This is a genomic window from Burkholderia sp. Bp9143 (assembly GCF_003853645.1).
Lineage (GTDB): Bacteria > Pseudomonadota > Gammaproteobacteria > Burkholderiales > Burkholderiaceae > Burkholderia.
In genome coordinates this window covers 1-21919 of sequence record NZ_QTPO01000026.1, presented here as the reverse complement: position 1 = coordinate 21919, position 21919 = coordinate 1, and the positions used below count along the sequence as shown (strand labels likewise).

Here is a 21919-nt window from a genome sequence, read left to right as displayed (position 1 = left end):
CACAGCCACAACATGAACGACGGAGACGCGAAGTGGATTTGAATCTGCAAGACAAGGTCGTGATCGTGACCGGCGGCGCGTCGGGCATCGGCGCCGCGATCTCGATGCGGCTTGCCGGCGAAGGCGCGATTCCGGTGGTGTTCGCGCGCCACACGCCGGACGACGGTTTCTGGCGCGCACTCGCGCAGAAGCAGCCGCGCGCCGCGTGCGTGTCCGTCGAGCTGCAGGACGACGCGCAGTGCCGCGACGCGGTCGCGCAGACCGTCACGCGTTTCGGCCGCATCGACGGCCTCGTCAACAACGCGGGCATCAACGACAGCGTCGGGCTCGATGCCGGGCGCGACGCGTTCGTCGCATCGCTCGAACGCAACCTGATCCACTACTACGTGATGGCGCATTACTGCGTGCCGCACCTGAAGGCGACGCGCGGCGCGATCGTCAACATCTCGTCGAAGACGGCCGTCACCGGGCAGGGAAACACGAGCGGCTATTGCGCGTCGAAGGGCGCGCAACTCGCGCTGACGCGCGAATGGGCCGTCGCACTGCGCAACGACGGCGTGCGCGTGAACGCGGTGATTCCGGCCGAGGTGATGACGCCGCTCTACCAGAACTGGATCGCCGGTTTCGACGACCCCGAGGCGAAGGTTGCGGAAATCGCCGGCAAGGTGCCGCTCGGCAAGCGCTTCACGACCGCCGACGAGATCGCCGACACGGCCGTGTTCCTGCTGTCGGAGCGCGCATCGCACACGACGGGCCAATGGCTGTTCGTCGATGGCGGCTATACGCATCTCGATCGCGCGATCGGCTGAGGACGGCGATCCATGCAACCCGATCTGAACCCGACCGCCGCCCCCGCCGCGCTGATTGCGTTGACCGGCGTCAGCAAGCGCTTTCCGGGTGTGCAGGCGCTCGACGATTGCCGCTTCGATCTGCGCGCCGGCGAAGTGCATGCGCTGATGGGCGAGAACGGCGCCGGCAAGTCGACGCTGATGAAGATTCTCGCCGGCGTGTATCAGAAGGACGAAGGCGAGATCCGGATGGACGGCCGCGCGGTGGAGATCGACGATCCGCGTGCCGCGCAGGCGCTCGGGATCGGCATCATCCATCAGGAACTGAACCTGATGAACCACCTGAGCGTCGCGCAGAACATCTTCATCGGCCGCGAGCCGCGCGGCCGCTTCGGCGTGTTCGTCGACGAGGACAAGCTGAACCGCGACGCGGCCGCGATCTTCGCGCGGATGCGGCTCGATCTCGATCCGCGCACGCCGGTCGGCCGGCTGACGGTCGCGAAGCAGCAGATGGTCGAGATCGCGAAGGCGCTGTCGTTCGACTCGCGCGTGCTGATCATGGACGAGCCGACCGCCGCGCTGAACAACGCGGAGATCGCCGAGCTGTTCCGCATCATCGGCGACCTGCGCGCACACGGCGTCGGCATCGTCTACATCTCGCACAAGATGGACGAGCTGCGCCAGATCGCCGATCGCGTGACGGTCATGCGCGACGGCAAGTACGTCGCGACCGTGCCGATGGCCGGCACGTCGATGGACGCGATCATCGCGATGATGGTCGGCCGCCAGCTCGATACGACGTTCCGCACGCCGCCCGATACGTCGGCTAACGAGGTCGCGCTCGAAGTGCGCGGGCTGTCGCGCGGCCGCGCGATCCGCGACGTCGGCTTCACGCTGCGGCGCGGCGAGATCCTCGGCTTCGCGGGGCTGATGGGCGCGGGCCGCACCGAAGTCGCGCGCGCGGTGTTCGGCGCGGACCCGGTCGACGCGGGCGAGATTCGCGTGCACGGCAAGACCGTGACGATCCGCACGCCGGCCGACGCGGTCAGGCACGGGATCGGTTATCTGTCGGAGGACCGCAAGCACTTCGGGCTCGCGGTCGGGATGGACGTGCAGAACAACATCGCGCTGTCGAGCATGCGGCGCTTCGTGCGCCGCGGCGCGTTCCTCGATGCGCGCAAGATGCGCGACACCGCGCAGTCGTACGTGCGGCAGCTCGCGATCCGTACGCCGTCGGTCGCGCAGCCGGCGCGCCTCCTGTCGGGCGGCAACCAGCAGAAGATCGTGATCGCGAAGTGGCTGCTGCGCGACTGCGACATCCTGTTCTTCGACGAACCGACGCGCGGCATCGACGTCGGCGCGAAAAGCGAAATCTACAAGCTGCTCGACGCGCTCGCCGCCGACGGCAAGGCGATCGTGATGATCTCGTCGGAGTTGCCCGAGGTGCTGCGCATGAGCCACCGGATTCTCGTGATGTGCGAAGGGCGCGTGACCGGCGAATTGCGCGCGGCCGACGCCACGCAGGAAAAGATCATGCAGCTCGCGACGCAGCGCGAGTCGACCGTATTGTCCTGAATCAGACGCTCAGACGCTTACCCGATCATGTCCAACGATACGCATCCCGTTCCGCCCCTTGCGTCCGGCGACACGCCGGCCGCCGCATCGAGCCTGAAGTCGCGCTTCTTCAACCCGGCCGCGCGGCAGAAGCTGCTCGCGTTCGCGAGCCTCGTGCTGCTGATCGTGTTCTTCAGCTTCGCGTCGCCGAACTTCCTCGAAGTCGACAACCTGGTGGCGATCCTGCAGGCCACCGCCGTGAACGGCGTGCTGGCCGTCGCGTGCACCTACGTGATCATCACGTCCGGCATCGACCTGTCGGTCGGCACGCTGATGACGTTCTGCGCGGTGATGGCGGGCGTCGTGCTGACGAACTGGGGGATGCCGCTGCCGCTCGGGATCCTGGCCGCGCTGTGCTTCGGTGCGCTATCGGGCAGCGTGTCGGGCTTCGTGATCGCGAAGATGAAGGTGCCACCGTTCATCGCGACGCTCGGCATGATGATGCTGCTCAAGGGGCTGTCGCTCGTGATCTCGGGCACGCGGCCAATCTACTTCAACGACACGCCGGGCTTCACGTCGATCGCGCAGGATTCGCTGATCGGCAACCTGATTCCCGCGCTGCCGATCCCGAACGCGGTGCTGATCCTGTTCCTCGTCGCGATCGGCGCGTCGATCGTGCTGAACCGCACCCTCTTCGGCCGCTATACGTTCGCGCTCGGCAGCAACGAGGAAGCGCTGCGGCTGTCCGGCGTGAACGTCGATGCGTGGAAGATCGCGGTCTACACGTTCAGCGGCGCGGTGTGCGGGATCGCCGGGCTCCTGATCGCGTCGCGACTGAATTCCGCGCAGCCGGCGCTCGGGCAGGGCTACGAGCTCGATGCGATCGCGGCCGTCGTGATCGGCGGCACGTCGCTGTCGGGCGGCGCGGGCAGCATCGTCGGCACGATCATCGGCGCGTTCATCATGAGCGTGCTGACCAACGGCCTGCGCATCATGTCGGTCGCGCAGGAATGGCAGACGGTCGTGACGGGCGTGATCATCATCCTCGCGGTCTACCTGGACATCCTGCGCCGGCGTCGCCGCTGACGCATGAGCGCACGAACACGAACACATGTGCTTCATCGCCGGCCAGGCCGGCATTTCAGTCGATACCAACCAAGGAGACGCGAAGTGATCAGGAGCAAGGTGTTGAACGCGATCGTCGGGCTGACGTTCGCCATCGGCGTGACGGCCGGCGCGCAGGCGCAGGAAACCTACATCCCGCTGGTCTCGAAGGGCTTCCAGCATCAGTTCTGGCAGGCCGTGAAAGCGGGCGCGATGCAGGCCTCGAAGGACTACAAGGTGAAGGTGACGTTCGAGGGCCCCGAAACCGAGGCGATGGTCGACAAGCAGATCGACATGCTGTCCGCCGCGATCGCGAAGAAGCCGGCCGCGCTCGGCTTCGCGGCGCTCGACAGCAAGGCCGCGCTGCCGCTCCTGAAGAAGGCGCGGGCCGAGAAGATTCCGGTGATCGCGTTCGACTCGGGCGTCGACAGCGACATCCCGGTCACGACCGCCGCGACCAACAACAAGGCCGCCGCGGCGCTCGCCGCCGACAAGCTCGCCGCGCTGATCGGCGACGAAGGTGAGGTCGCCGTGGTCGCGCACGACCAGACGAGCCGCACCGGCATCGATCGCCGCGACGGCTTTCTCGAGCGGATGAAGTCGGCACACCCCAAGGTCAAGGTCGTGACCGTGCAGTACGGCGAGGGCGACCAACTGAAGTCGACCGAAGTGACGAAGTCGATGCTGCAGGCGTATCCGAAGCTCAAGGGCCTGTTCGGCACCAACGAAGGCTCGGCGATCGGCGTGGTGAACGGCGTGCGCGAGATGAAGCGCAAGGTCGTGATCGTCGGTTACGATTCCGGCAAGCAGCAGAAGGACGCGATCCGCAGCGGGCTGATGGCCGGCGCGATCACGCAGAACCCGGTCGGGATCGGCTACAAGACCGTCGAGGCGGCCGTGAAGGCGATCAAGGGCGAGAAGCTGCCGAAGGTCATCGATACCGGTTTCTACTGGTATGACAAGACCAATATCGACGACCCGAAGATCACGGCGGTGTTGTACGACTGAGCGTGACGTGATGTGATGCCGCGGGTGAGGGCGAACGACGAGGACACCATGGGCGCAGTGCGTATCGATTCCCATCAGCACTTCTGGCGTTACCGCGCGGCCGACTATCCGTGGATCGGCCCCGGGATGGACGTGCTCGCCCGCGACTACCTGCCCGACGCGCTGTGGCCGCGGATGCATGCGCAGGCGCTCGGCGCGTCGATCGCGGTGCAGGCGCGCGCCGGTCGCGACGAGACGGCGTTCCTGCTCGATCTCGCCCGCGACGACGCGCGCATCGCGGCGGTGGTCGGCTGGGAGGATCTCGGTGCGCCGGAACTCGCCGAACGCATCGCCGAATGGCGCAGCCCGAAGCTGCGCGGCTTTCGTCACCAGGTGCAGGACGAAGCCGACGTCGGCGCGTTCGTCGCGGATCCGGCGTTCAATCGCGGCATCGCCTGGCTGCAGGCGAACGGCTATGTATACGACGTGCTCGTGTTCGAACGTCAGTTGCCGGACGTGCACGCGTTCTGCGCGCGGCACGATGCCCACTGGCTCGTGCTCGATCATGCCGGCAAGCCAGCGCTCGCCGAGTTCGACCGCGACGACACCGCACTCGCACGCTGGCGTGCCGGGTTGCGCGAGCTGGGCGCGCTGCCGCATGTCGTGTGCAAGCTGTCGGGGCTCGTGACCGAGACGGACTGGCGGCGCGGCCTGCGCGGGCGGGACATCCGGCACATCGAGCAATGCCTCGACGCGGCGCTCGACGCGTTCGGCCCGCAGCGGCTGATGTTCGGCTCGGACTGGCCCGTGTGCCTGCTCGCCGCGTCGTATGACGAAGTGGCGTCGCTGGTCGAGCGCTGGGCCGAAACGCGGTTGTCGGCGGCCGAGCGCAACGCATTGTGGGGCGGTACGGCCGCGCGTTGCTATGCGGTTCCCGGCGACCCGAAGCCAGGCATATAAAATAGGCGCGAACGGCCTGACGCGCCATGCGTCGGATCGTCCGCAATGCAATCGCTTACCTGTATCAACGTATGTCCATCCAGCCGATTCAGAACCGCCGCCTTTACCAGCAGATCGCCGACAAGCTCAGCGCGATGATCGAGTCCGGCGATTTCCCGCCGGGCAGCTATCTGCCGCCGGAGCGCGAACTGGCCGAGCAGTTCGGCGTGTCGCGCACGTCGGTGCGCGAGGCGCTGATCGCGCTCGAAGTCAGCGGGCTCGTCAGCGTGCGTGTCGGCGACGGCGTGAAGGTGCGGCAACCCGAGGCGGCTGCCGCACCGGAACCGCCGCCCGATACGAAGGTTGCACCGTTCTCGATCGTCGAGATCGATCCCGAGCTCGGCATCGCGCTCGATCTCGATACCGAAATCCCGCCGTTCGCGCTGCTGCAGGCGCGCCGGCTGATCGAGCCGGAAGCCGCGTCGCTCGCCGCGAAGCACGGGTCGGACGCGCAGATCGAAGGGATTCACGAGGCGTTCCTGCGCAACCAGGAAGACAACCGCAGCGGCTCGCTCACGCATCCGGGCGACCGGCTGTTCCATATCCGTATCGCGGAAGCGAGCGACAACCCGGCGTATGCGCTGATGATCAAGCAGCTGCTCGCGCACAAGTACGACCTGATGTTCCAGCGGCTGCAGTCGCTGTACATGCCGAACGACATGCCGCACCGGTCGGAGCTGGAACACCGCGCGATCCTCGACGCGATCCGCACGCGTGACCCGGAGGCCGCGCGCCGCGCGATGGCCGAGCATCTCGACGAAGTGATCCGGATCTTCGGCCGCGCGCTCGACTGAGCGCGGGCATTCGGAATCAGAAGCGGTCGGCGCGGTAGGGCGTCGGGTCGGTGAACGGCGTTTCGCCCGTCATCATCTCGGCCAGCAGGCGGCCGGAGACGGGGCCGAGCGTGAGCCCGTGATGGTTGTGCCCGAACGCGAACCACAGCCCGCGATGCGCGGGCGCGGGGCCGATCACCGGCCGCATGTCGGGCGTGCACGGCCGGAAGCCGAGCCACGGCTGCGGGTCGAGCCGTTCCCCGAAGCCGAACACCGGACGCGCGACGCGTTCCGCGCGATCGAGCTGCACGCCCGTCGGCGGCAGGCCGCGCCGTGCGATCTCGACGCCGGTGGTCAGCCGCAATCCGCGCCGCATCGGCGCGATCACGTAGCCGTATTCGCGATCGACGATCGGCGCCGACGGCGCGCCGCGTGCTGACGGTGCGTAGTGCATGTGATAGCCGCGCTTCTCGCGCAGCGGAATCTTGTAGCCGAACTTGCCGAACACCGTGTCGGACCACGGGCCGAGCGCGACGACCACGGCCGGCGCGGCGATCTTGCCGTCGTCCGTCGTGACCTGCCAGCCCGGCGACAGCGCGTCGAGGCTCGCGGCATCGCCGGTGAGCAGCGTGCCGCCACCTTGCACGAAGAGTTGCGCGTAGGTTTTGACGAGCGCGGACGGATCGACGACGCTTTTCGGATCGAGCCAGTGCAGCGCGCCGCAGAAGCCGGGCGCGAGGCTCGGTTCCTGCGCGCGAAGTGCCGCGGCATCGAGCGGCGTGATGCCGAGCCCGTGACGGCGCGCGGTGAGTCCCGCATCGGCGACCGCGCGTTCGAACGCGGCCGGCGTGCGGAACGCTTCCATCCAGCCGCTCGCGCGGATCAGCTCGGTGGCGCCGGCGCGCGCGATCAGCGCGTCGTGTTCGACGATGCAGCGCTCGATCAGCGGCAGCATGTCGCGCGAAGCCGCCGCGTGACGCAGCGGTGCCGATTCCCACCAGAACCGCGCGAGCCACGGCGCGAACGCGGGCAGCGACGTGCTGTGCCAGTAGAGATCGGTGGAGCGGTTCAGCGCGTAGCGCATCAGCGTGAACGGGCTGCGCGGGAACGGATACGGTTCGATCGACGAGCGCTCGATCAGCCCGGCGTTGCCGAAGCTCGTGCCTTCGCCGGGCGCACCGCGGTCGACGAGGGCGACCTTGCGGCCGCGATCCTGCAGGTGCAGCGCGGCGGAGACGCCGACGATGCCCGCGCCCAGAACGATTACGTCGAAGTCCATCGTGTAAGTGGCCGTTGGCGGGGCGCGTGGCCGCGTTGCGGTGTGCGCGCACGGGTTGGAGATCGTATGAACTGAAAGCATACCCGCAGCGGCGCGACGCACCAAGAGGGCGTGCGCTGCCGACGCAGTGTGGGTGGGTGGCCCGTGCGCGACCGTTTGCGGTCGCGCGACGTGCCGCGCGGCTGTTCTCGCGCGTCGTCGTGCGTGGCATCGCGCATCGTTTCCGCGTACCGTATGACGTAACTTGCGGGTGTATCCCACTGGTTTGGGATGCGAATTTTTACCTAAGATGGAAGCAATCGTGCGCGTGATACGGTGCCTGCACGCGCATGGCGGTAGGAGGCAGCGCAGGGAACGATTGCAGCAGATGTTTCCATCATGGATGCGAGTGTGTGCGCGACGGTCGCGAATCATGCGGCCGCATCGACGCCAGGTGGCGCGGCGGCAATCGCCGCGCGGACGGCGTCCGGCCGGTCGGGCCGAGTCGCCTCGTTATGCCACGCGTTCATCGCAATCGTTTGCGTTCTGAGCGTTGCACCTTCCGTCCTCGCCGGATCCCCTGCCGATGAGGACAATCCGGTCGACACGCTGCAACTCGCCGCCGCCACGACCCCCGCCAATCCTGCTGGTCCCGCCTTTTCGTCACACGACTCCGCCGTACGCCAGGTCGTGCTCGGCATCGTCAGTTTCACGCGCTGGCCGACGACGCCCGTTCACCTGCATCTGTGCGTGACGGGTCGGCCCGACTACGCGGGCGCCTTGACCGACACGATGCAGGCCGGCTCGACCGTGCTCGACGTGCAGCGTGTCCGCTTCGACGATCCCGCGCTCGCCATTGCGTGTGACGTCGTGTATCTCGGCAAGCTGGGCGACGACGAGCGAACGCGGGTGAGAGCCGCGGTGGCCGGCCATCCGGTGCTGACCGTCGCCGAACACGATCCGTCCTGCACCGCGGGCAGCATGTTCTGCCTCACGGTCGAAGGTGAAAGCGTCACGTTCGACATCAATCTCGACGCCGTCGCGCGCAGTGGCGTGCGCGTGCATCCGAACGTGCTCAACCTCGCGCGGCGGCCGCTGACGCCATGACACGTTCCGCGCCCCCCATTTCATCATCACGCGTGCCGCGCCCGACGCTGCAAAGCGTGTTGCGCCGTGCGCATTTGCGCCTTGCGTTCGTCGCGGTTGCGATGGCCGCCGTGTCGTTGGTCGTCGTTGCCGTGATCGCGTTGCGCGCGTATGCCGGCAACAACCTGAATCTGCTGGCCCGCTCGCTCGGTTATACGGTCGAGGCGGCCCTCGTGTTCGGCGACCGCGTCGCGGCGAACGAGGCGATCGCCACGATCGCCACCGATGAGGACGTCGCGCAGGTGGTGGTGACCGATGGCAAGGGCGAGTTGTTCGCGGCCTGGCAGTTGCCCGCAGGCGGCCGGATCGCGCGGCTCGAGCGCGGCGTCGCCGATTTCGCGTTGCCCGGGCCGGCGACCGTCCCCGTGATGCACGACGGCGTCGTCGTCGGTCACGTGATCGTGCGCGGCCGCGGGCACCAGTTCTTCGGTTTCCTGCTGGGCGGGATCGGCGGCATTCTCGGCTGTCTAGTCGTCAGCGTGTTCGGCGCGTATGTCAGCTCGAAGCGGCTGTTGCGCAATATCGTCGCGCCGCTGCGCGCGCTCGCCGGCGTCGCGCATGCCGTGCGGCGCGAGCGTGCGTTCGCGCGTCGCGTCGAGCCCGCGGCGATCGCCGAACTGAACCAGCTCGGCGACGACTTCAATGCGCTGCTCGACGAATTCGAAGACTGGCAGAACACGCTGCGCGACGAGAACGCGTCGCTCGAACACAAGGCGACGCACGATGCGCTCACGGGCTTGCCCAACCGCGTGCAGTTCGAGTCGCGTCTGTCGCTGGCACTCTGCGACGCCGTGGTGACGGGGCAGCGGGTCGCCGTCCTGTATCTCGACTGCGACCGCTTCAAGGAAATCAACGACTGCCTTGGCCACGATGCCGGCGACGCGGTGTTGATTGGCGTCGCGGCGCGGTTGCGCGCGCAGGTGCGCGACACCGATCTCGTCGCTCGCCTGGGCGGCGATGAATTCGCGGTGATGCTGACGGGCGTGCGCGAAACGGACAGCGTGTGCCGAATCGCCGACGAGATCTTGTCCGGCATGGTGCCGTCGATCGAGCTGCCCGACGGACGCATGGTGGCCACCATGCTGAGTGCCGGCGTTGCGCTGTATCCCGATCATGCGCCGGTCGCGAGCGGCTTGCTGCGCGCGGCGGATGCCGCGATGTACCGCGCCAAGCGTGCGCGGCCGGGGTCGTGGCAATTGGCGGAAGGCGTTGCCGGCCCGGTTTGAGGTCTATCGTTTCGCGCCGCGGGCGAGGCCGCGGCGGCGGGATAACAAGCGCACGCGACGCGGGCGCATATGAAGGGGTGGATGATGGAAAACTCGTTGCCTGTGAGCATGGGGAGGATGTGCGTCGCGAGCGCAGTGCTGCTATGCCTGCTGCTTGGCGGGTGCAAGACGCCGCCGCTTCATCGGGGGCTCACGCAGACGCAGGTCACGGCGCTGAAGTCGGCCGGGTTCCAGGAGACCGAACAGGGGTTCGAGTTCGGGTCGACGGGGCCGATTTTGTTCGACTTCGATCGATACAACCTCAAACCGGATGTGAGGCGGATTGTCGAGCGGATCGGAAGGACGTTGAGGTCGGCGGGGATCAATGGCGTGCGGGTTTACGGGTACTCGGACGAGGAGGGGGAGGCTGCCTACGATCTCGAGTTGTCGAGGCGGCGGGCGGAGGTGGTGGAGATCGAGCTGGTGGACGTGGGGTTGGATCGGAAGCAGATTGCGGTTGTCGGGAAGGGGAAGCGCGATCCTGTCGGGGACAACCGGACCGTAGCCGGGCGGGCGCAGAATCGGCGTGCGGCGATCGTGGTTTCGCCGCGGTGAAGGGGCGCATCGCACATTCGTGCGCAGCGATTGCGAGTCATCGCCTGCCGACCCGCAATCCGGCCGGTCTGCTGCTGAATCCACGGACATTGGAACGTCTCGATGCGTTCGGCTGTAACGGTTTGCCACCATTGCCACGCAGATGCCGGAGTGTCCGATCACGCGTGGCGGACCTTGATGTTCATGGCATCCGGGACGGAAAGGTGTCGTGAAACCGTCATGCGTGACCGGAAGCTGCCCGATAAATTCGAAACGAGGTTTGCAATTGCCTGAATAGAATCGTTCCGCATTTTTTGAACGCTGCATGGCCAATCGGCGAGCGCAGCGGCCACCGGAACGTGTATGGCCCTCGAACCCAACGATCTGCTTCCGCACTTCGAACGCGAGATCGCGCTGCTGCGCCGTTCGATGCAGACCTTCGCGCAGCGTTACCCCAAAATCGCGGCGCGCCTGGCGATCACCGGCGAGCGCTCGGACGACCCGCATGTCGAGCGTCTGCTGCAGTCGTTCGCGTTGATGGCGGCGGCTCATGACATCCGCCTCGACGATGATGTGCCGACGTTTACGCACGCCCTTCTCGAATCGCTGCACGGTGCGTTCCTGCGCCGGTTTCCCTCCTGCGCGATCGCGCAATTTCATGGCGACCGGACCGACAAGCAGACCGCACCTCGCGTCATCTGTCGCGGTGATCGATTGATCGCACCCGCCGGCCGGGAAGTATTTCGTACGTCGGATGACGTCACGATCGAGCCGCTGACCGTTGCGGCGGTGCGTTACGCGACGTCGGCGATCGCGCCGCGAGACGCGGCGTTGCCCCCGGAAACGACCGGGTTGCTGACCGTCACGTTCGAGTTGACATCGACGGAAGCGACCTTCGCGATCGTGCCGGACCGGCTGCGTTTGCACTTTACCGGCGCGCGGGAGATCGTCGCGGCACTCATGGATGCCACCTTGCTTCTTGCCGCACGCGGTTTCGCCGAGCCTGCCGAAACCGGGCGATGGAAGCGTTTGCCGAACGGCATGTTGACGGCCGTCGGCCTCGAACCGATCGACGCACTGCTCGACATGCCGCCTGATGACGCCCTCGGGCCGTTTCACCTGCTGATGGAGTACTGCGCTGTTCCGGAGCGTTTCGACTTTGTCGACGTCGACATGCGACCGCTCAAGCGCGCCGCTGGCGACAGTCGTCGCGTCGCGCTGCATCTCGCGATCGCCGGCGTGCATCCCGACTCGCATCGCGCCCAGCGTCTGGCCGCCGCGACGGCCGACCATGTGCGCTTGTTCTGCACGCCGGTGATCAACCTGTTCCCGGACGATGCCGCACCGATCGAGACGCACGCCGGTTGCGCGTATTACCCGGTGAAGGCGCTTGCACAAGCAGGTACGTCGCAGACGGACATCTGGTCGATCGACGCCGTTCGTCAGATTTCCAACGCGGGTACCTCGACTCTCGCGCCATTCCATTCGCTACGGCACGGCATGGACGGCCGTCCGGGGTTGTTCTGGACGGTATTGCGCGACGAGGCCAGGCGGGCACCGAAGCAGAAGCCTGTCGATTCCGACGCCAAACAGGCGGACAAGGTGCCGACGCCGGCTCCGGACGAGCCGCCGGAACCGCGCCACGGCGTTGAACTCCAGCTGACCGACCGGGACGGCCGACCTGCCGATCCCGGCAAGCGCAAACTGGCGATCCGGCTGTCCTGTACCCAGGGCGACCTGTCCGGGATGCAGGCGCGCGAGCTGGCGTTGGCGGCAGGCGACCCCGTGGGAACGATCACGTTGCTGAACCGGCCGACCCGGAGCCGGTTGCCGGCTTTCCGCTACGGGGAGCTGTGGGATCTGCTGTCGCTCCTCGTGCCGCAGGCGATCCGGCTGGACAAGGGCGGCCTGACCCAGCTCAGGCGGCTTTGCGCGCGCTGGGCGGAAGACTCCGTCGACGCCGGGCGGCGCTTCGATGCGCTCGTGTCGTTGTCGACCGCGCGCGTGCGGTGCTGGCTGCCCGGCAAGCCGGCATCCGCGTTCGTGCAGGGGCTGGAAGTGCGATTGGTCGTGGACGAGCAGCGTTTCGCCGGGTTCGGTCTGGGCGGGTTCGCGCACGTGATGGACCGGTTTTTCGCGCCGTACGTGCCGGTCACCAGCTTCGTGCAGGTCGTGCTGTTTTCGGCTCAGACCGGTGCGCTGCTTCGGCGCGGACAACCGCGTCCCGGCGTCCAGCCGCTGGTCTAGCTTTTGATTATCGGGGCGCGAACGAAAACGTTTGCGCGACGTCTTTCGCACGGTGGGGATTTGACCTACATTATCGAGGCCTCGGACCGGGAAGCCGGCCGATAGAACCTGAGAACATAAGCAAGGAACAAGAATGAGTTTCGCTCCGAACGGGGGTATTCCCAACGGTTTGGGCGGCAGTGCGCTCGGCTCCCTGAGCGCGCTCGGCGGCCTTGCCGCGCCGATCGCGTCGAGCGTGGCCGGAAGCCTCGGGCCGCTTGCCGGCCTGGCCGGGCATGTCGACACCGTCCAGCGCGCGATGCAGCTCGCGCAAACCGGTTTCTCGCTGATGGACAAGACGCCCGGCGCGATTGCCGAGGCGATCAACGGCGCCGCCAACCCCGCGCGCCTGACCCAGCTCAATCGATACGTGACGCTCGATACGCCGCTTGGCCCGGACGTGCTGCTGGTCAGCGCGGCCGTCGTCGACGAGTACGTGAACCGGTTGCCGGAAATCCACCTCGACCTGCTGTCGCACCGCCACGACCTGTGCCCGGACGACCTGATCGGCCAGCAGGTCAAGATCCGGTTCGACCAGCAGGCGCGCTTGTCGACGCTCGAGCGCGTCGTTGCATCCGGCACCGGCGACAACGACCGTTACTTCGACGGCTACGTTGCGTCGTTCGACCGGGCCGGCAATCCCGGGAACGTCACGCAGTATCACCTGACGGCCGTGCCGTGGTTCTGGTTCCTGACGCGCTCGACCGACTGCCGGATCTTCCAGAACAAGACCGCGCAGGACATCCTCACCGAGATTTTCCAGGAGCATGGGTTTTCCGACTTCGTGTTCGATATCCGGACGAGCCAGAAGCCGCTCGAGTACGTCGTGATGTACCAGGAGACTTACTTCAACTTCTGCGCGCGGTTGATGGAGCAGGAGGGGCTGGTCTGGACGCATCGCTACGAGAAGGACAAGCACTTTCTCGTGATCGGCGACACGAACCTGCTGTTCCGTCCGATCGACGGGCTGGCCACCGTGCCGTTCGCCGCGACCGAGGCGAGCGAAGACAGCGGCATTGATCAGTTGCACGAAGGACGACGTTTCGGTGTCGGCAAGGTCACGTTTCGCGACTTCAATTATCAGAACCCGTCGTCGCCGCTGATGCTGGTGGAGGCCGAGCCGCAGAACCTCAAGCACGCGCGGCTCGATGCGACCGAACGGTTCGAGCACCAGTCGCTGTACGACCATGGCGACGACGGCAACCGCTACGCGCGTTTCGCGATGGAGGCCGAAGAGGCACAGGCCCATCGCTATACCGGCGGCGGCTACGCATGGCGCATGACGACGGCTGGCGCCGTGACCGTGGCGAATCACCCGGTGCTCGAGAACAACCAGGAATACGTGATCCTGCACGTGCGTCACGAGGCCGTGAACGACTACACGCAGCACAGCGCAAAGCTGCCGTACCGCAACAGCTTCGCGTTGTTGCCGAAGAAGATTCCGTACCGTGCGCCGCGTGCGACGCCGAAACCGGTGATTCACGGCACGCAGTCGGCGATCGTCGTCGGTCCGAAGGGCGAGGAAATCTATACGAACGGGAGCGCCGTGAAGGTGAACTTTCCGTGGGATCGGCGCGGCAAGAAGGATGGGTCCGACTCGATGTGGGTGCGCGTGTCGCAACCGTGGGCGGGTGATGGCTGGGGTGCGGCCGCGATTCCGCGGATCAAGCAGGAAGTGCTCGTCGCGTTCAATCAGGGTGATCCGGACAACCCTGTGATCGTCGGCCGCGTGTTCAACGGCGAGCAAGGCAACCCGTATCACGGTGCGGCAGGCCAGACGATGGGGATCAAGAGCCAGACGCACAAGGGGCAGGGGTCGAACGAAATCCGCATGACCGACACGAACGGCATGCAGGAGTTCTTCATGCATGCGCAGAAGGACATGAACACCGTCGTCGAGAACAGCGAGACGCACAAGGTGCTGGGGCCGATGCGTACTGTCCTCGTGGCGACCGGCAGCGAAGAGAAGCAGATTCCGCAGGGCAACCTGACCGAGACGATCGCCGAGAAGCGCGCCACGACCGCGACCACTGTCGAGGTGACGACGCCGGCCAAGGATGGCGGCGGCGGGACGCAAGCCTACGTGGCCGAGCGCGGCATCCTGCTGAAGGTGCAGGACAGCTCGATCTCGCTCGCGCCGGAAGGCATCCGCCTGGAGCACAAGGGTTCCGTGATCCTGATGACCGACGACGGCGTGATGGTCAACGGCAAGCGCATCGATCTCAACAAATAATACGAACGACACCAGCCATGCACTACGCAATCCACGAAGGCACCTTCGAACTGCCGGACGCCGCGCTCGACCGCACCGTCAACATCCTGATGATGAACGTCGGCCCCGGTGGCCTCAATCTCGTGATCGCCCGCGGGCGGTTCCGCGACGGGGAGAATCTCGACGCGTTCGTCGCGCGCGAATGGGAAGTGGCGTCGCGCGATGCCAGGATGCTCACCGAGAAGGCGCGCCGACCAGTGACGGTCGCCGGGCGTGCGGGCATCCAGATCGATTCGACGCACGAGCGCGACGGCCGGCTGTGGCATCAAATGCAGACCATGTTCCCGTCGGACGATGCCGGCCGCGTGCTGGTGATGACGCTGACCAGCGCGGCACCGCTGACCGACGAACAGCAGGCGATCGCCGACCGCATGCTCGCCAGTTTCCAGCCGCGCGGCGCCAGACCGACCCTGCTCGGGGCGGGTGACGCGTCGTGAGCGCGGAACACTTCGCGGCCGCGCGCTTCGAAGACCCGATCCAGCATACGTCGTTCTGGGGTGAGCTGGTCGGCACGGTCGGGTCGGTGATCGGCGGTGCCGTCGTCGGCGCGTTGGTGGCGGAGGCGATGGAGGGGCTGGTGTTCGTCGGCCTCGCCGCGCTCGAAATCGGCACGGCCGGGTTGGCGACGCCGCTCGTGATCGCGATCGGTGTCGGCGTGGCGGTCGGCTCGGGCGCGCTGATGGAAGCGAGCGGCATGAACGAAGCCATCGACGACGGCGCGAAGGCGCTGGCCGACGCGATCGCGCCGCCCGAGATCAAAGGCAAGATCGCGAGCGGCTCGGGGGACGTCTACGTCAACGACAAGCCGGCCGCGCGGGCGGCACAGCCGGGGGATCTCGATACCGTCGCGTGCACGGACCATCCCGGGCCGCAGATGATTGCCGACGGTTCCGGGAGCGTTTACATCAACGATCAGCCGGCGGCCCGGGTTGGCGACAAGACGACTTGCGACGGGACGATCGCCGAAGGTTCCGACAACGTCTTCATCGGCGGTGGTACGCAGCGAGTGCGGGATGTGAAGTCGGCCACGCGGCTCGGGTGGCTGGGAGCTGCGCTTGGTATTGCGCTGGCGGTCTGCGGTCGCGGCAAGATGAGCTGGGGGCAGTTTCTGAAGAGCAAGGTGCCGTGTCTTGCGATTAATTTTGCGGCCGGTGCTTTCGGTACGTGGCTCGGTAGTCTGGCGAGGCCTTCAGCCGGCCACCCGGTCAACGTCATTACCGGCGGCAAGATTCTCGACGGCACGGACGACACCGACTTCGCATTGCCCGGGCCGCTGCCGATCGTGTGGCGGCGTTTTTACAGCAGCCATGATGATCGTGCGGACAGCCTGTTCGGGCCGGGGTGGAGCGTGCCGATCAGCGTTGAGCTTCGGCTCGCGCGTGAGCGTGGCGAGGTCACGTCGATCACGTATTGGGATGAGCATTGGCGCGATATCGTGTTCCCGGCCGTGCCACCGGGTGAGAGTCATTTCAGCGTGCCGGAAGGGATCTACCTGATCTGCACCGAAGGCGGCCACTACGTGGTTGAAACGGTCGATGGGGTGTATCGCGATTTCGGCCGCGCGCGTAGCGATGCGGACAGCGAGACGCTCAAGCTGTGGCGGATCGAGGATCGCAACGGTAACTGGATCGAGGTCGAGCAGGAAACGGCCGATGGGGTCGTGCGGCCCGCGCGGCTGCATGACAGCGCCGGACGCATGCTGACGCTGGTCTATGAAAGATCGCATTCCCGACGCATTGCCGCGATCGAGTTGAGCCGCGGCGTCGACGGTGAACGGCCCGACACGCTAGTGCGTTACGCATACAACGATGCAGGCGAGTTGGTGGCCGTCACCGATCGCAGCGGCCACACCGCGCGTCACTTCGCATACGAGCGTGGACTGATGGTCCAGCATACGTTGCGCGGTGGCTTGAAGTGTTTTTATGCGTGGCAGGGAGTCGGTCGCGATGCGCGTGTCGTGCGCCACTGGACCGACGACGGCGAAGCGTACACGTTCGATGCGGACCTCGCGCACCGTACGGTGACGATCACCGACCAGATCGGTCGCGTTACGCAGTGGACGTGGAACGAGGACCAGCAGCCGACGAGTCACACGGATGCCGAAGGCCATGTGTGGCGACTCGAGTGGAATGCGATGCGGCAGTTGGTCAGCACGACCGACCCGGCCGGCAACACGACCCGTTTCGAATACGACGAGCGCGGGCGGCAGACGCAGCGTATCGATGCGCTTGGCCAAGTCGAGCGCACGGAGTGGAACGGGCACTACGATCTGCCCGTTGCTGAAACCGATCCGGCCAATGCACGTTGGATCTACCGCTACGACGATCGCGGCAACCTGACGATGACGCGCGATCCGGCGGGCTTCGCGACCGAGTACTACCGAGACGATCGCGGGCTCGTGCATACGATTCGCGATGCGCGTGGCGGGTACAAGTTCCTCGAATGGAATCGTCGGGCTCAGTTGACCTCGTATACCGATTGTTCCGGCAAGGTCACGCGGTTTGCGTATGACGCACGCGGTGCGCTTGCGCGGGTGACGGATGCCGCCGGCCACGCCACCGTGTACGAAACGGATGCGATGGGGCGGGTCACGGGGATCGGGACGGCTGATGGTGCGCGTCAGACGTTTCGGTACGATTCGGCGGGGCGTCTCGTCGAGGTCGTTGATGCGAATCAGCGCAGCACGCGTTACGAACTCGATGCGCGGGGATTGTTGTTGTCGCGTACGGATGCGGCTGATCGTGTCGTGCGGTTCGGCTATGACGATGCGTTCAGGCTCGCGAGTTTGACCAACGAAAACCGTGAGACGTATCGCTTTCAGTATGACCGTCGCGATCTGGTTTCCACGCAGATCGGCCTCGATGGCCACACGCGTACGTACGAGTACGACGTGTGCGGTCAAGGCACGATCGTACGCGATGGGCAGATCGAGACGCGATACGAACGCGACGCGATCGGGCAACTGACGGCGAAGCAAGCCTCGCATGAGCGTTGCGAATACCTGTATGACAAGGCAGGCCGAATCACATCGGCCGAGTTGTACGCGCTTGCCGCGCGTGGGCCGTCGCTGAAGAATCGGGTCAGCCTGAAATACGACGCGCGTGGTGAGGTCGTCGAGGAGTACACGCCGACTGGCTGGCTCGCACATACCTACGACGAGCTTGGGAATCGCGTCAGCACGACGATTTCCGGCGAGCGCACGATCGATTGGCTGCATTACGGTTCGGGGCACGTGCACCAGATTCGTTTCGATGGTGCCGCAGTTGCGGACATCGAACGGGATGATCTGCATCGCGAGGTGCTACGCACGCAGGGCAAGCTGACGAGTCATTTCGGGTATGACGCGGTGGGGCGTCGTGCGCGGCACGCTGCGCAGCGAGGCAAGGCGGGCGGCGAGTTGCTTGCGAAGCGGTGGCAATACGATGCAGCAGGCGACGTGATCCAGAAGCGTGATCTGCGTTATGGCACGACGAGCTATCGGTATGACCCAACGGGGCGTATCGAACAGGCGGCGGGGCCGGGATTGCCGTCGGAAGTGTTTCGCTGGGATGCGGCGGCCAACCTGGTGTCGAGTGATCACCCGGGCGGATTCGTTGAGCACAACCGGCTCAAGGTGTTCGAGGACAAGCGTTTTGAGTACGACGCGTATGGGCGGCTGGTTCGCAAGCTGAGTGGGCATGGGCCTGCTAAAGAGCTGGTTCTTGAGTATGACGATTGGAACCAGTTGAAGTCGGTTGTGACGAAGGACCGGCTTGGCATCGGGACGACGCATTTCGAATACGACGCGTTTGGCCGGCGGATCCGGAAGCTCAATGGGAGTTACGCGAGTACGGATTTCCTGTGGGACGGCATGCGGTTGGTGCAGGAGACGTATCACGACCGGAGTGGCGAAGAGGCGCTGACCTATCTGTACGAGCCGGACAGCTATGTGCCGCTGGCGCGGATCGACCAGGGCGTGCCGGCTGCCAACGACACCAAAGTGCGTGACACTGTCTATTATTTCCATAACGACGTGTCGGGGCTGCCGGAGGAATTGAGCGACGCCGACGGCGAACTGGTCTGGCAGGCACGCTACAAGGTGTGGGGCAACGCGGTGCAGGAGGAATGGATCGCGCGCGCACCTCAGCGGGCGACACCGTCTTGGGACGAAGTGTCCGCGGCCGCACCAGCGCAGACTCGTGCGCCGCGGTCACAGAACCTGCGGTTCCAGGGACAGTATCTGGATCGCGAGACGGGGCTGCACTACAACACTTTCCGGTTCTACGATCCCGACATCGGGCGGTTCATCAACCCGGATCCGATCGGATTGATGGGGGGAGTGAACCTCTATCAGTATGCGCCGAACTCGGTCACGTGGATTGATCCTCTAGGGTTATCTTGTGATCTAACCGAGCACAGAAAGGATCATATTTTGAATCGCCATAGATATGGTGCCGGAAAGCCCGGGAAGACGGAGTTTCCATCTCATTGGAGTGATAGTGATATTTTGCAGCATGTGTCGGATGTTGCTACGGACCCGCATTCAGTAGCGGGTATTGGAAAATGGAATTCGCCCTATGTTGTCGGTGTTCGAGACGGAATTGAGATCAGGGTTGATTTTTATCCGCCCACGCATCCAACTTACGCCGGAAAAATATCGACGGCATATCCGATCAATGTTACGCCTAATCCTCCGTAATGTAGGTAAGTGTATGAATGAAAATGAAATAGATTATGGATTTGTTAAAGATCAACTGTTGCTGTTACTTGAGGCATATGGAGGAAAATTAGGCCAGGAAACAGTAGATGCAGTCCGGCACTTCATTGGCCATGATGAATATGAGATGGCCTATGAGGGATTGTTTATTGATCTGATGGATATAGGATTTGATCCGAATGAGATTAATGTTGATATTTATCGGAAAATTGGTGAGGATTTGAATTTGAATGAAGAAAGCGTGTTTGATGAGGGATTTTGGGAGAAATTCGAAGGTTACTTAAATAAATGGAAGGTGAGGTGAAAGGCTGAATTCGCTGCTATACCGGACGCGGAAGCGCTAACGAAGGAAGGGAGCCGTTGTCGAGAAATCACGCCGACTGGCTGGCTCGCACATGCCTACGACGAGCTTGGGAATCGCGCCAGCACGACGATTTCCGGTTCGACGATCCGGACATCGGGCACTTTATCAATCTGGATCCGATTGCTACGAAAAACAAGGCATTGGATATAGCTGTTAGAGATGGATTGACGCTAGTGGTTGGTAAAAATGGAAACTGGATTTGTGACGTTCCATATCCAGAAGCAGGCTTACAGGGAGGGCGGGGAATACTGCACGTAATCCAATACTGAATACCGAGAGGATAGTGACAGGTCCCGGTGCAAATCAAGTTGTTACGTCGTTTCCGAAGTGAGGATATGTCGAGGTGAAATATTATGTTGTTGCTGCCTATGATGCCGGGTTTGGTCACGGGGATGAGCTTCACCTTATTAAACTTAGTGATGGTAGGGTAATAGGTTATTCATCAGAGTTCGATATTTGTACTGCGGATATTGCTGATGCATGTGTTGCGGAAAACGCCGATCGCGCTAAATGGTTTGCCTGGGATGAAGGCTGGGAATGGCATGCTGCAAATCTGGAAGAAATAAAAAATTTTTGTCTGAGTAAATATCTTGTTGGCTCAAAAAAGGATATGAGAGTCAGTACGAAGATTGATCCACTGTAAGAGATGCGCATTCCGAACCGAACTTCCATTCGGATTGATGGGAGGAGTGAACCTCTATCAGTATGCGCCGAACTCGATCTCGTGGATTGATCCGTGGGGACTGGCATGTGGTTCGACAAAGGAAGAACGTACAACGCGGGTTCGGCACTACACAAATCGAAAGGGACCTAATGCAATACGCGAAAGCGGTGTAATTAAGGCGCATGACAACAATCGCGTCTACGTTGAGCCTGCTAAAAAAACCGCTGAGCCAGCTTGATGCTGAAGTCAAGTACCAAATCAAGCGAGGCCGAGGGCGAGATTATGTTGAAGTTGATGTTCCCAATAGTAAGCTTGAGTGGGTTAAGAATCCGCGCTACGGCACGGAAGAGCTTAGGGTAAAGGGAGATATCCTACTCTCAAATCCAGAGATCGTGCAGCGGAGATGATTATGTTGGAAAGTAACGAAAAAATTGAATTATCAGGGGTTGAAGCCCTTTCGATTCTTTGTGAGCTTAAGTATTTGTTGATTTCTCTGAGAAATATCGGGGCATATTATCACGAGCCTAGCAGGGTCTTCGGTAATGGAAATTTGGAATACTGCGCGGAAACAACGCGGTTTATTGATGAGAATAAAGTAACTCAAAAGCTCGCCAAATTGAGGGAAATAATATCGGCGAAATTTGACTCCTCATTAGGTGGTGGCGATATGGATGACATTGAGAGGGCGGTGGAGGGTATTAAGGTTTGGGAAAGGCCTGGAGATTAGTGTTAATGTAATATTTGAATGGGAGGTCTTGTATTTGTCCGGATTGGGTGATTCGTGATGCTGGATAAGTCTGGAATTTATGTGGTCGATTCGATCGAGGCGAAGCGCATTGCGGAAGAATGCAGTCGCGGCGGTTGGTTGGTTATTTTCGTGCCCGAAGGAGTCGCATCTAAGAATCAGTTTTACGATGCGATTTGCAGCAATTGTCCGCTAGATCCGCCATTGCATGGTAATCGAAGCTGGGACGCGTTGGCTGACTTGAACCGCACCGGATTTTGTGGAGGCTCGTATTCTTGAGAGAATCGAGTCATGAACAAGAAGGCAAGCAAATTTTCCCCGGAAGTGCGGGAGCGCGCAGTGCGTCTGGTACGCGAACAGCGTAGCGAACACCCGTCGATGTGGGCAGCGGTCGAATCGATTGCGCCGATGATCGGCTGTACGCCGCAGACGCTGCTGGATTGGGTCAAACGCGACGAGGTCGACCGCGGGGAGCGCGATGGCG

General features: G+C 63.8%; 19 protein-coding genes and 1 pseudogene. 19 read left to right on the top strand and 1 reads right to left on the bottom strand.

The window, feature by feature from the left end; all coding sequences use genetic code 11:
- Window positions 1-32 precede the first annotated feature (32 nt).
- From DIE23_RS20275 to DIE23_RS20250, 6 genes are all read left to right on the top strand, one after another.
- Window positions 33-809, top strand: coding sequence for an SDR family oxidoreductase (locus DIE23_RS20275; RefSeq protein WP_124613762.1), 777 nt, complete (start codon window positions 33-35; stop codon window positions 807-809).
- Between the two features lie 12 nt (window positions 810-821).
- Window positions 822-2363 carry a sugar ABC transporter ATP-binding protein gene (locus DIE23_RS20270; protein WP_124613761.1) on the top strand — a complete coding sequence of 514 codons (1542 nt, stop codon included), beginning with the start codon at window positions 822-824 and terminating at the stop codon, window positions 2361-2363.
- A 27-nt stretch (window positions 2364-2390) separates the two neighbouring features.
- Window positions 2391-3428, top strand: a complete 1038-nt coding sequence (locus DIE23_RS20265) for an ABC transporter permease (RefSeq protein ID WP_124613760.1) — start codon at window positions 2391-2393, stop codon at window positions 3426-3428.
- Between the two features lie 84 nt (window positions 3429-3512).
- Window positions 3513-4454, top strand: a complete 942-nt coding sequence (locus DIE23_RS20260) for an ABC transporter substrate-binding protein (RefSeq protein ID WP_124613759.1) — start codon at window positions 3513-3515, stop codon at window positions 4452-4454.
- A gap of 48 nt (window positions 4455-4502) precedes the next feature.
- Window positions 4503-5393, top strand: coding sequence for an amidohydrolase (locus tag DIE23_RS20255; RefSeq protein ID WP_124613758.1), 891 nt, complete (start codon window positions 4503-4505; stop codon window positions 5391-5393).
- 71 nt (window positions 5394-5464) lie between these two features.
- Window positions 5465-6226, top strand: coding sequence for a FadR/GntR family transcriptional regulator (locus DIE23_RS20250; RefSeq protein ID WP_124613757.1), 762 nt, complete (start codon window positions 5465-5467; stop codon window positions 6224-6226).
- Between the two features lie 16 nt (window positions 6227-6242).
- Here the strand turns inward: DIE23_RS20250 and DIE23_RS20245 are convergent, their stop codons facing one another.
- Window positions 6243-7484, bottom strand: coding sequence for an FAD-binding oxidoreductase (locus DIE23_RS20245; RefSeq protein ID WP_124613756.1), 1242 nt, complete (start codon window positions 7482-7484; stop codon window positions 6243-6245).
- Window positions 7485-7862: 378 nt separating this feature from the next.
- Between DIE23_RS20245 and DIE23_RS20240 the strand changes: the two genes are divergently transcribed.
- From DIE23_RS20240 to DIE23_RS20180, 13 genes and pseudogenes are all read left to right on the top strand, one after another.
- Window positions 7863-8570: a YfiR family protein gene (locus DIE23_RS20240; protein ID WP_124613755.1), complete on the top strand. Its 708-nt coding sequence runs from the start codon at window positions 7863-7865 to the stop codon at window positions 8568-8570.
- Window positions 8567-9835: a diguanylate cyclase domain-containing protein gene (locus DIE23_RS20235; protein WP_124613754.1), complete on the top strand. Its 1269-nt coding sequence runs from the start codon at window positions 8567-8569 to the stop codon at window positions 9833-9835. Before DIE23_RS20240 ends, DIE23_RS20235 begins: the two co-directional genes overlap by 4 nt.
- 84 nt (window positions 9836-9919) lie before the next feature.
- Window positions 9920-10429 carry an OmpA family protein gene (locus DIE23_RS20230; protein WP_124613835.1) on the top strand — a complete coding sequence of 170 codons (510 nt, stop codon included), beginning with the start codon at window positions 9920-9922 and terminating at the stop codon, window positions 10427-10429.
- A gap of 342 nt (window positions 10430-10771) precedes the next feature.
- Window positions 10772-12655 (top strand): type VI secretion system baseplate subunit TssF, encoded by a 1884-nt coding sequence (tssF, locus tag DIE23_RS20225; RefSeq protein ID WP_124613753.1) that lies wholly within the window; start codon window positions 10772-10774, stop codon window positions 12653-12655.
- A gap of 133 nt (window positions 12656-12788) precedes the next feature.
- The gene (locus DIE23_RS20220; protein WP_124613752.1) at window positions 12789-14927 is read left to right on the top strand and encodes a type VI secretion system Vgr family protein; all 2139 of its coding nucleotides are present in this window, start codon (window positions 12789-12791) and stop codon (window positions 14925-14927) included.
- Window positions 14928-14944: 17 nt separating this feature from the next.
- A complete protein-coding gene (locus DIE23_RS20215) occupies window positions 14945-15403 on the top strand; it encodes a DcrB-related protein (protein WP_124613751.1) in 459 nt (152 codons plus the stop codon).
- Window positions 15400-19644: an RHS repeat-associated core domain-containing protein gene (locus DIE23_RS20210; protein ID WP_124613750.1), complete on the top strand. Its 4245-nt coding sequence runs from the start codon at window positions 15400-15402 to the stop codon at window positions 19642-19644. Before DIE23_RS20215 ends, DIE23_RS20210 begins: the two co-directional genes overlap by 4 nt.
- Window positions 19645-19657: 13 nt before the next feature.
- A complete protein-coding gene (locus DIE23_RS20205) occupies window positions 19658-19966 on the top strand; it encodes a hypothetical protein (protein ID WP_124613749.1) in 309 nt (102 codons plus the stop codon).
- Between the two features lie 403 nt (window positions 19967-20369).
- Window positions 20370-20669, top strand: coding sequence for a hypothetical protein (locus DIE23_RS20200; protein WP_124613748.1), 300 nt, complete (start codon window positions 20370-20372; stop codon window positions 20667-20669).
- A 203-nt stretch (window positions 20670-20872) separates the two neighbouring features.
- Window positions 20873-21097, top strand: a complete 225-nt coding sequence (locus tag DIE23_RS40835; RefSeq protein WP_221623351.1) for an HYD1 signature containing ADP-ribosyltransferase family protein — start codon at window positions 20873-20875, stop codon at window positions 21095-21097.
- A gap of 2 nt (window positions 21098-21099) precedes the next feature.
- On the top strand, window positions 21100-21417 hold the full coding sequence (locus tag DIE23_RS20190) for a hypothetical protein (protein WP_124613747.1): 318 nt from the start codon (window positions 21100-21102) through the stop codon (window positions 21415-21417).
- A gap of 54 nt (window positions 21418-21471) precedes the next feature.
- Entirely contained in the window at window positions 21472-21714 is a 243-nt protein-coding gene (locus DIE23_RS20185) for a hypothetical protein (RefSeq protein ID WP_124613746.1), read from the top strand.
- Window positions 21715-21726: 12 nt separating this feature from the next.
- Window positions 21727-21919: pseudogene (locus DIE23_RS20180) on the top strand (IS3 family transposase); the annotation flags it as partial.

Excerpts from the sequence above, each read along its gene's own strand:
- DIE23_RS20270 (WP_124613761.1), top strand. The coding sequence starts at position 822 with ATGCAACCCGATCTGAACCCGACCGCCGCCCCCGCCGCGCTGATTGCG.
- DIE23_RS20265 (WP_124613760.1), top strand. The coding sequence starts at position 2,391 with ATGTCCAACGATACGCATCCCGTTCCGCCCCTTGCGTCCGGCGACACG.
- DIE23_RS20255 (WP_124613758.1), top strand. The coding sequence starts at position 4,503 with ATGGGCGCAGTGCGTATCGATTCCCATCAGCACTTCTGGCGTTACCGC.
- DIE23_RS20250 (WP_124613757.1), top strand. The coding sequence starts at position 5,465 with ATGTCCATCCAGCCGATTCAGAACCGCCGCCTTTACCAGCAGATCGCC.
- DIE23_RS20245 (WP_124613756.1), bottom strand. The coding sequence starts at position 7,484 with ATGGACTTCGACGTAATCGTTCTGGGCGCGGGCATCGTCGGCGTCTCC.
- DIE23_RS20240 (WP_124613755.1), top strand. The coding sequence starts at position 7,863 with ATGGATGCGAGTGTGTGCGCGACGGTCGCGAATCATGCGGCCGCATCG.
- DIE23_RS20235 (WP_124613754.1), top strand. The coding sequence starts at position 8,567 with ATGACACGTTCCGCGCCCCCCATTTCATCATCACGCGTGCCGCGCCCG.
- DIE23_RS20230 (WP_124613835.1), top strand. The coding sequence starts at position 9,920 with ATGGAAAACTCGTTGCCTGTGAGCATGGGGAGGATGTGCGTCGCGAGC.
- tssF (WP_124613753.1), top strand. The coding sequence starts at position 10,772 with ATGGCCCTCGAACCCAACGATCTGCTTCCGCACTTCGAACGCGAGATC.
- DIE23_RS20220 (WP_124613752.1), top strand. The coding sequence starts at position 12,789 with ATGAGTTTCGCTCCGAACGGGGGTATTCCCAACGGTTTGGGCGGCAGT.
- DIE23_RS20215 (WP_124613751.1), top strand. The coding sequence starts at position 14,945 with ATGCACTACGCAATCCACGAAGGCACCTTCGAACTGCCGGACGCCGCG.
- DIE23_RS20205 (WP_124613749.1), top strand. The coding sequence starts at position 19,658 with ATGAATGAAAATGAAATAGATTATGGATTTGTTAAAGATCAACTGTTG.
- DIE23_RS40835 (WP_221623351.1), top strand. The coding sequence starts at position 20,873 with ATGACAACAATCGCGTCTACGTTGAGCCTGCTAAAAAAACCGCTGAGC.
- DIE23_RS20190 (WP_124613747.1), top strand. The coding sequence starts at position 21,100 with ATGTTGGAAAGTAACGAAAAAATTGAATTATCAGGGGTTGAAGCCCTT.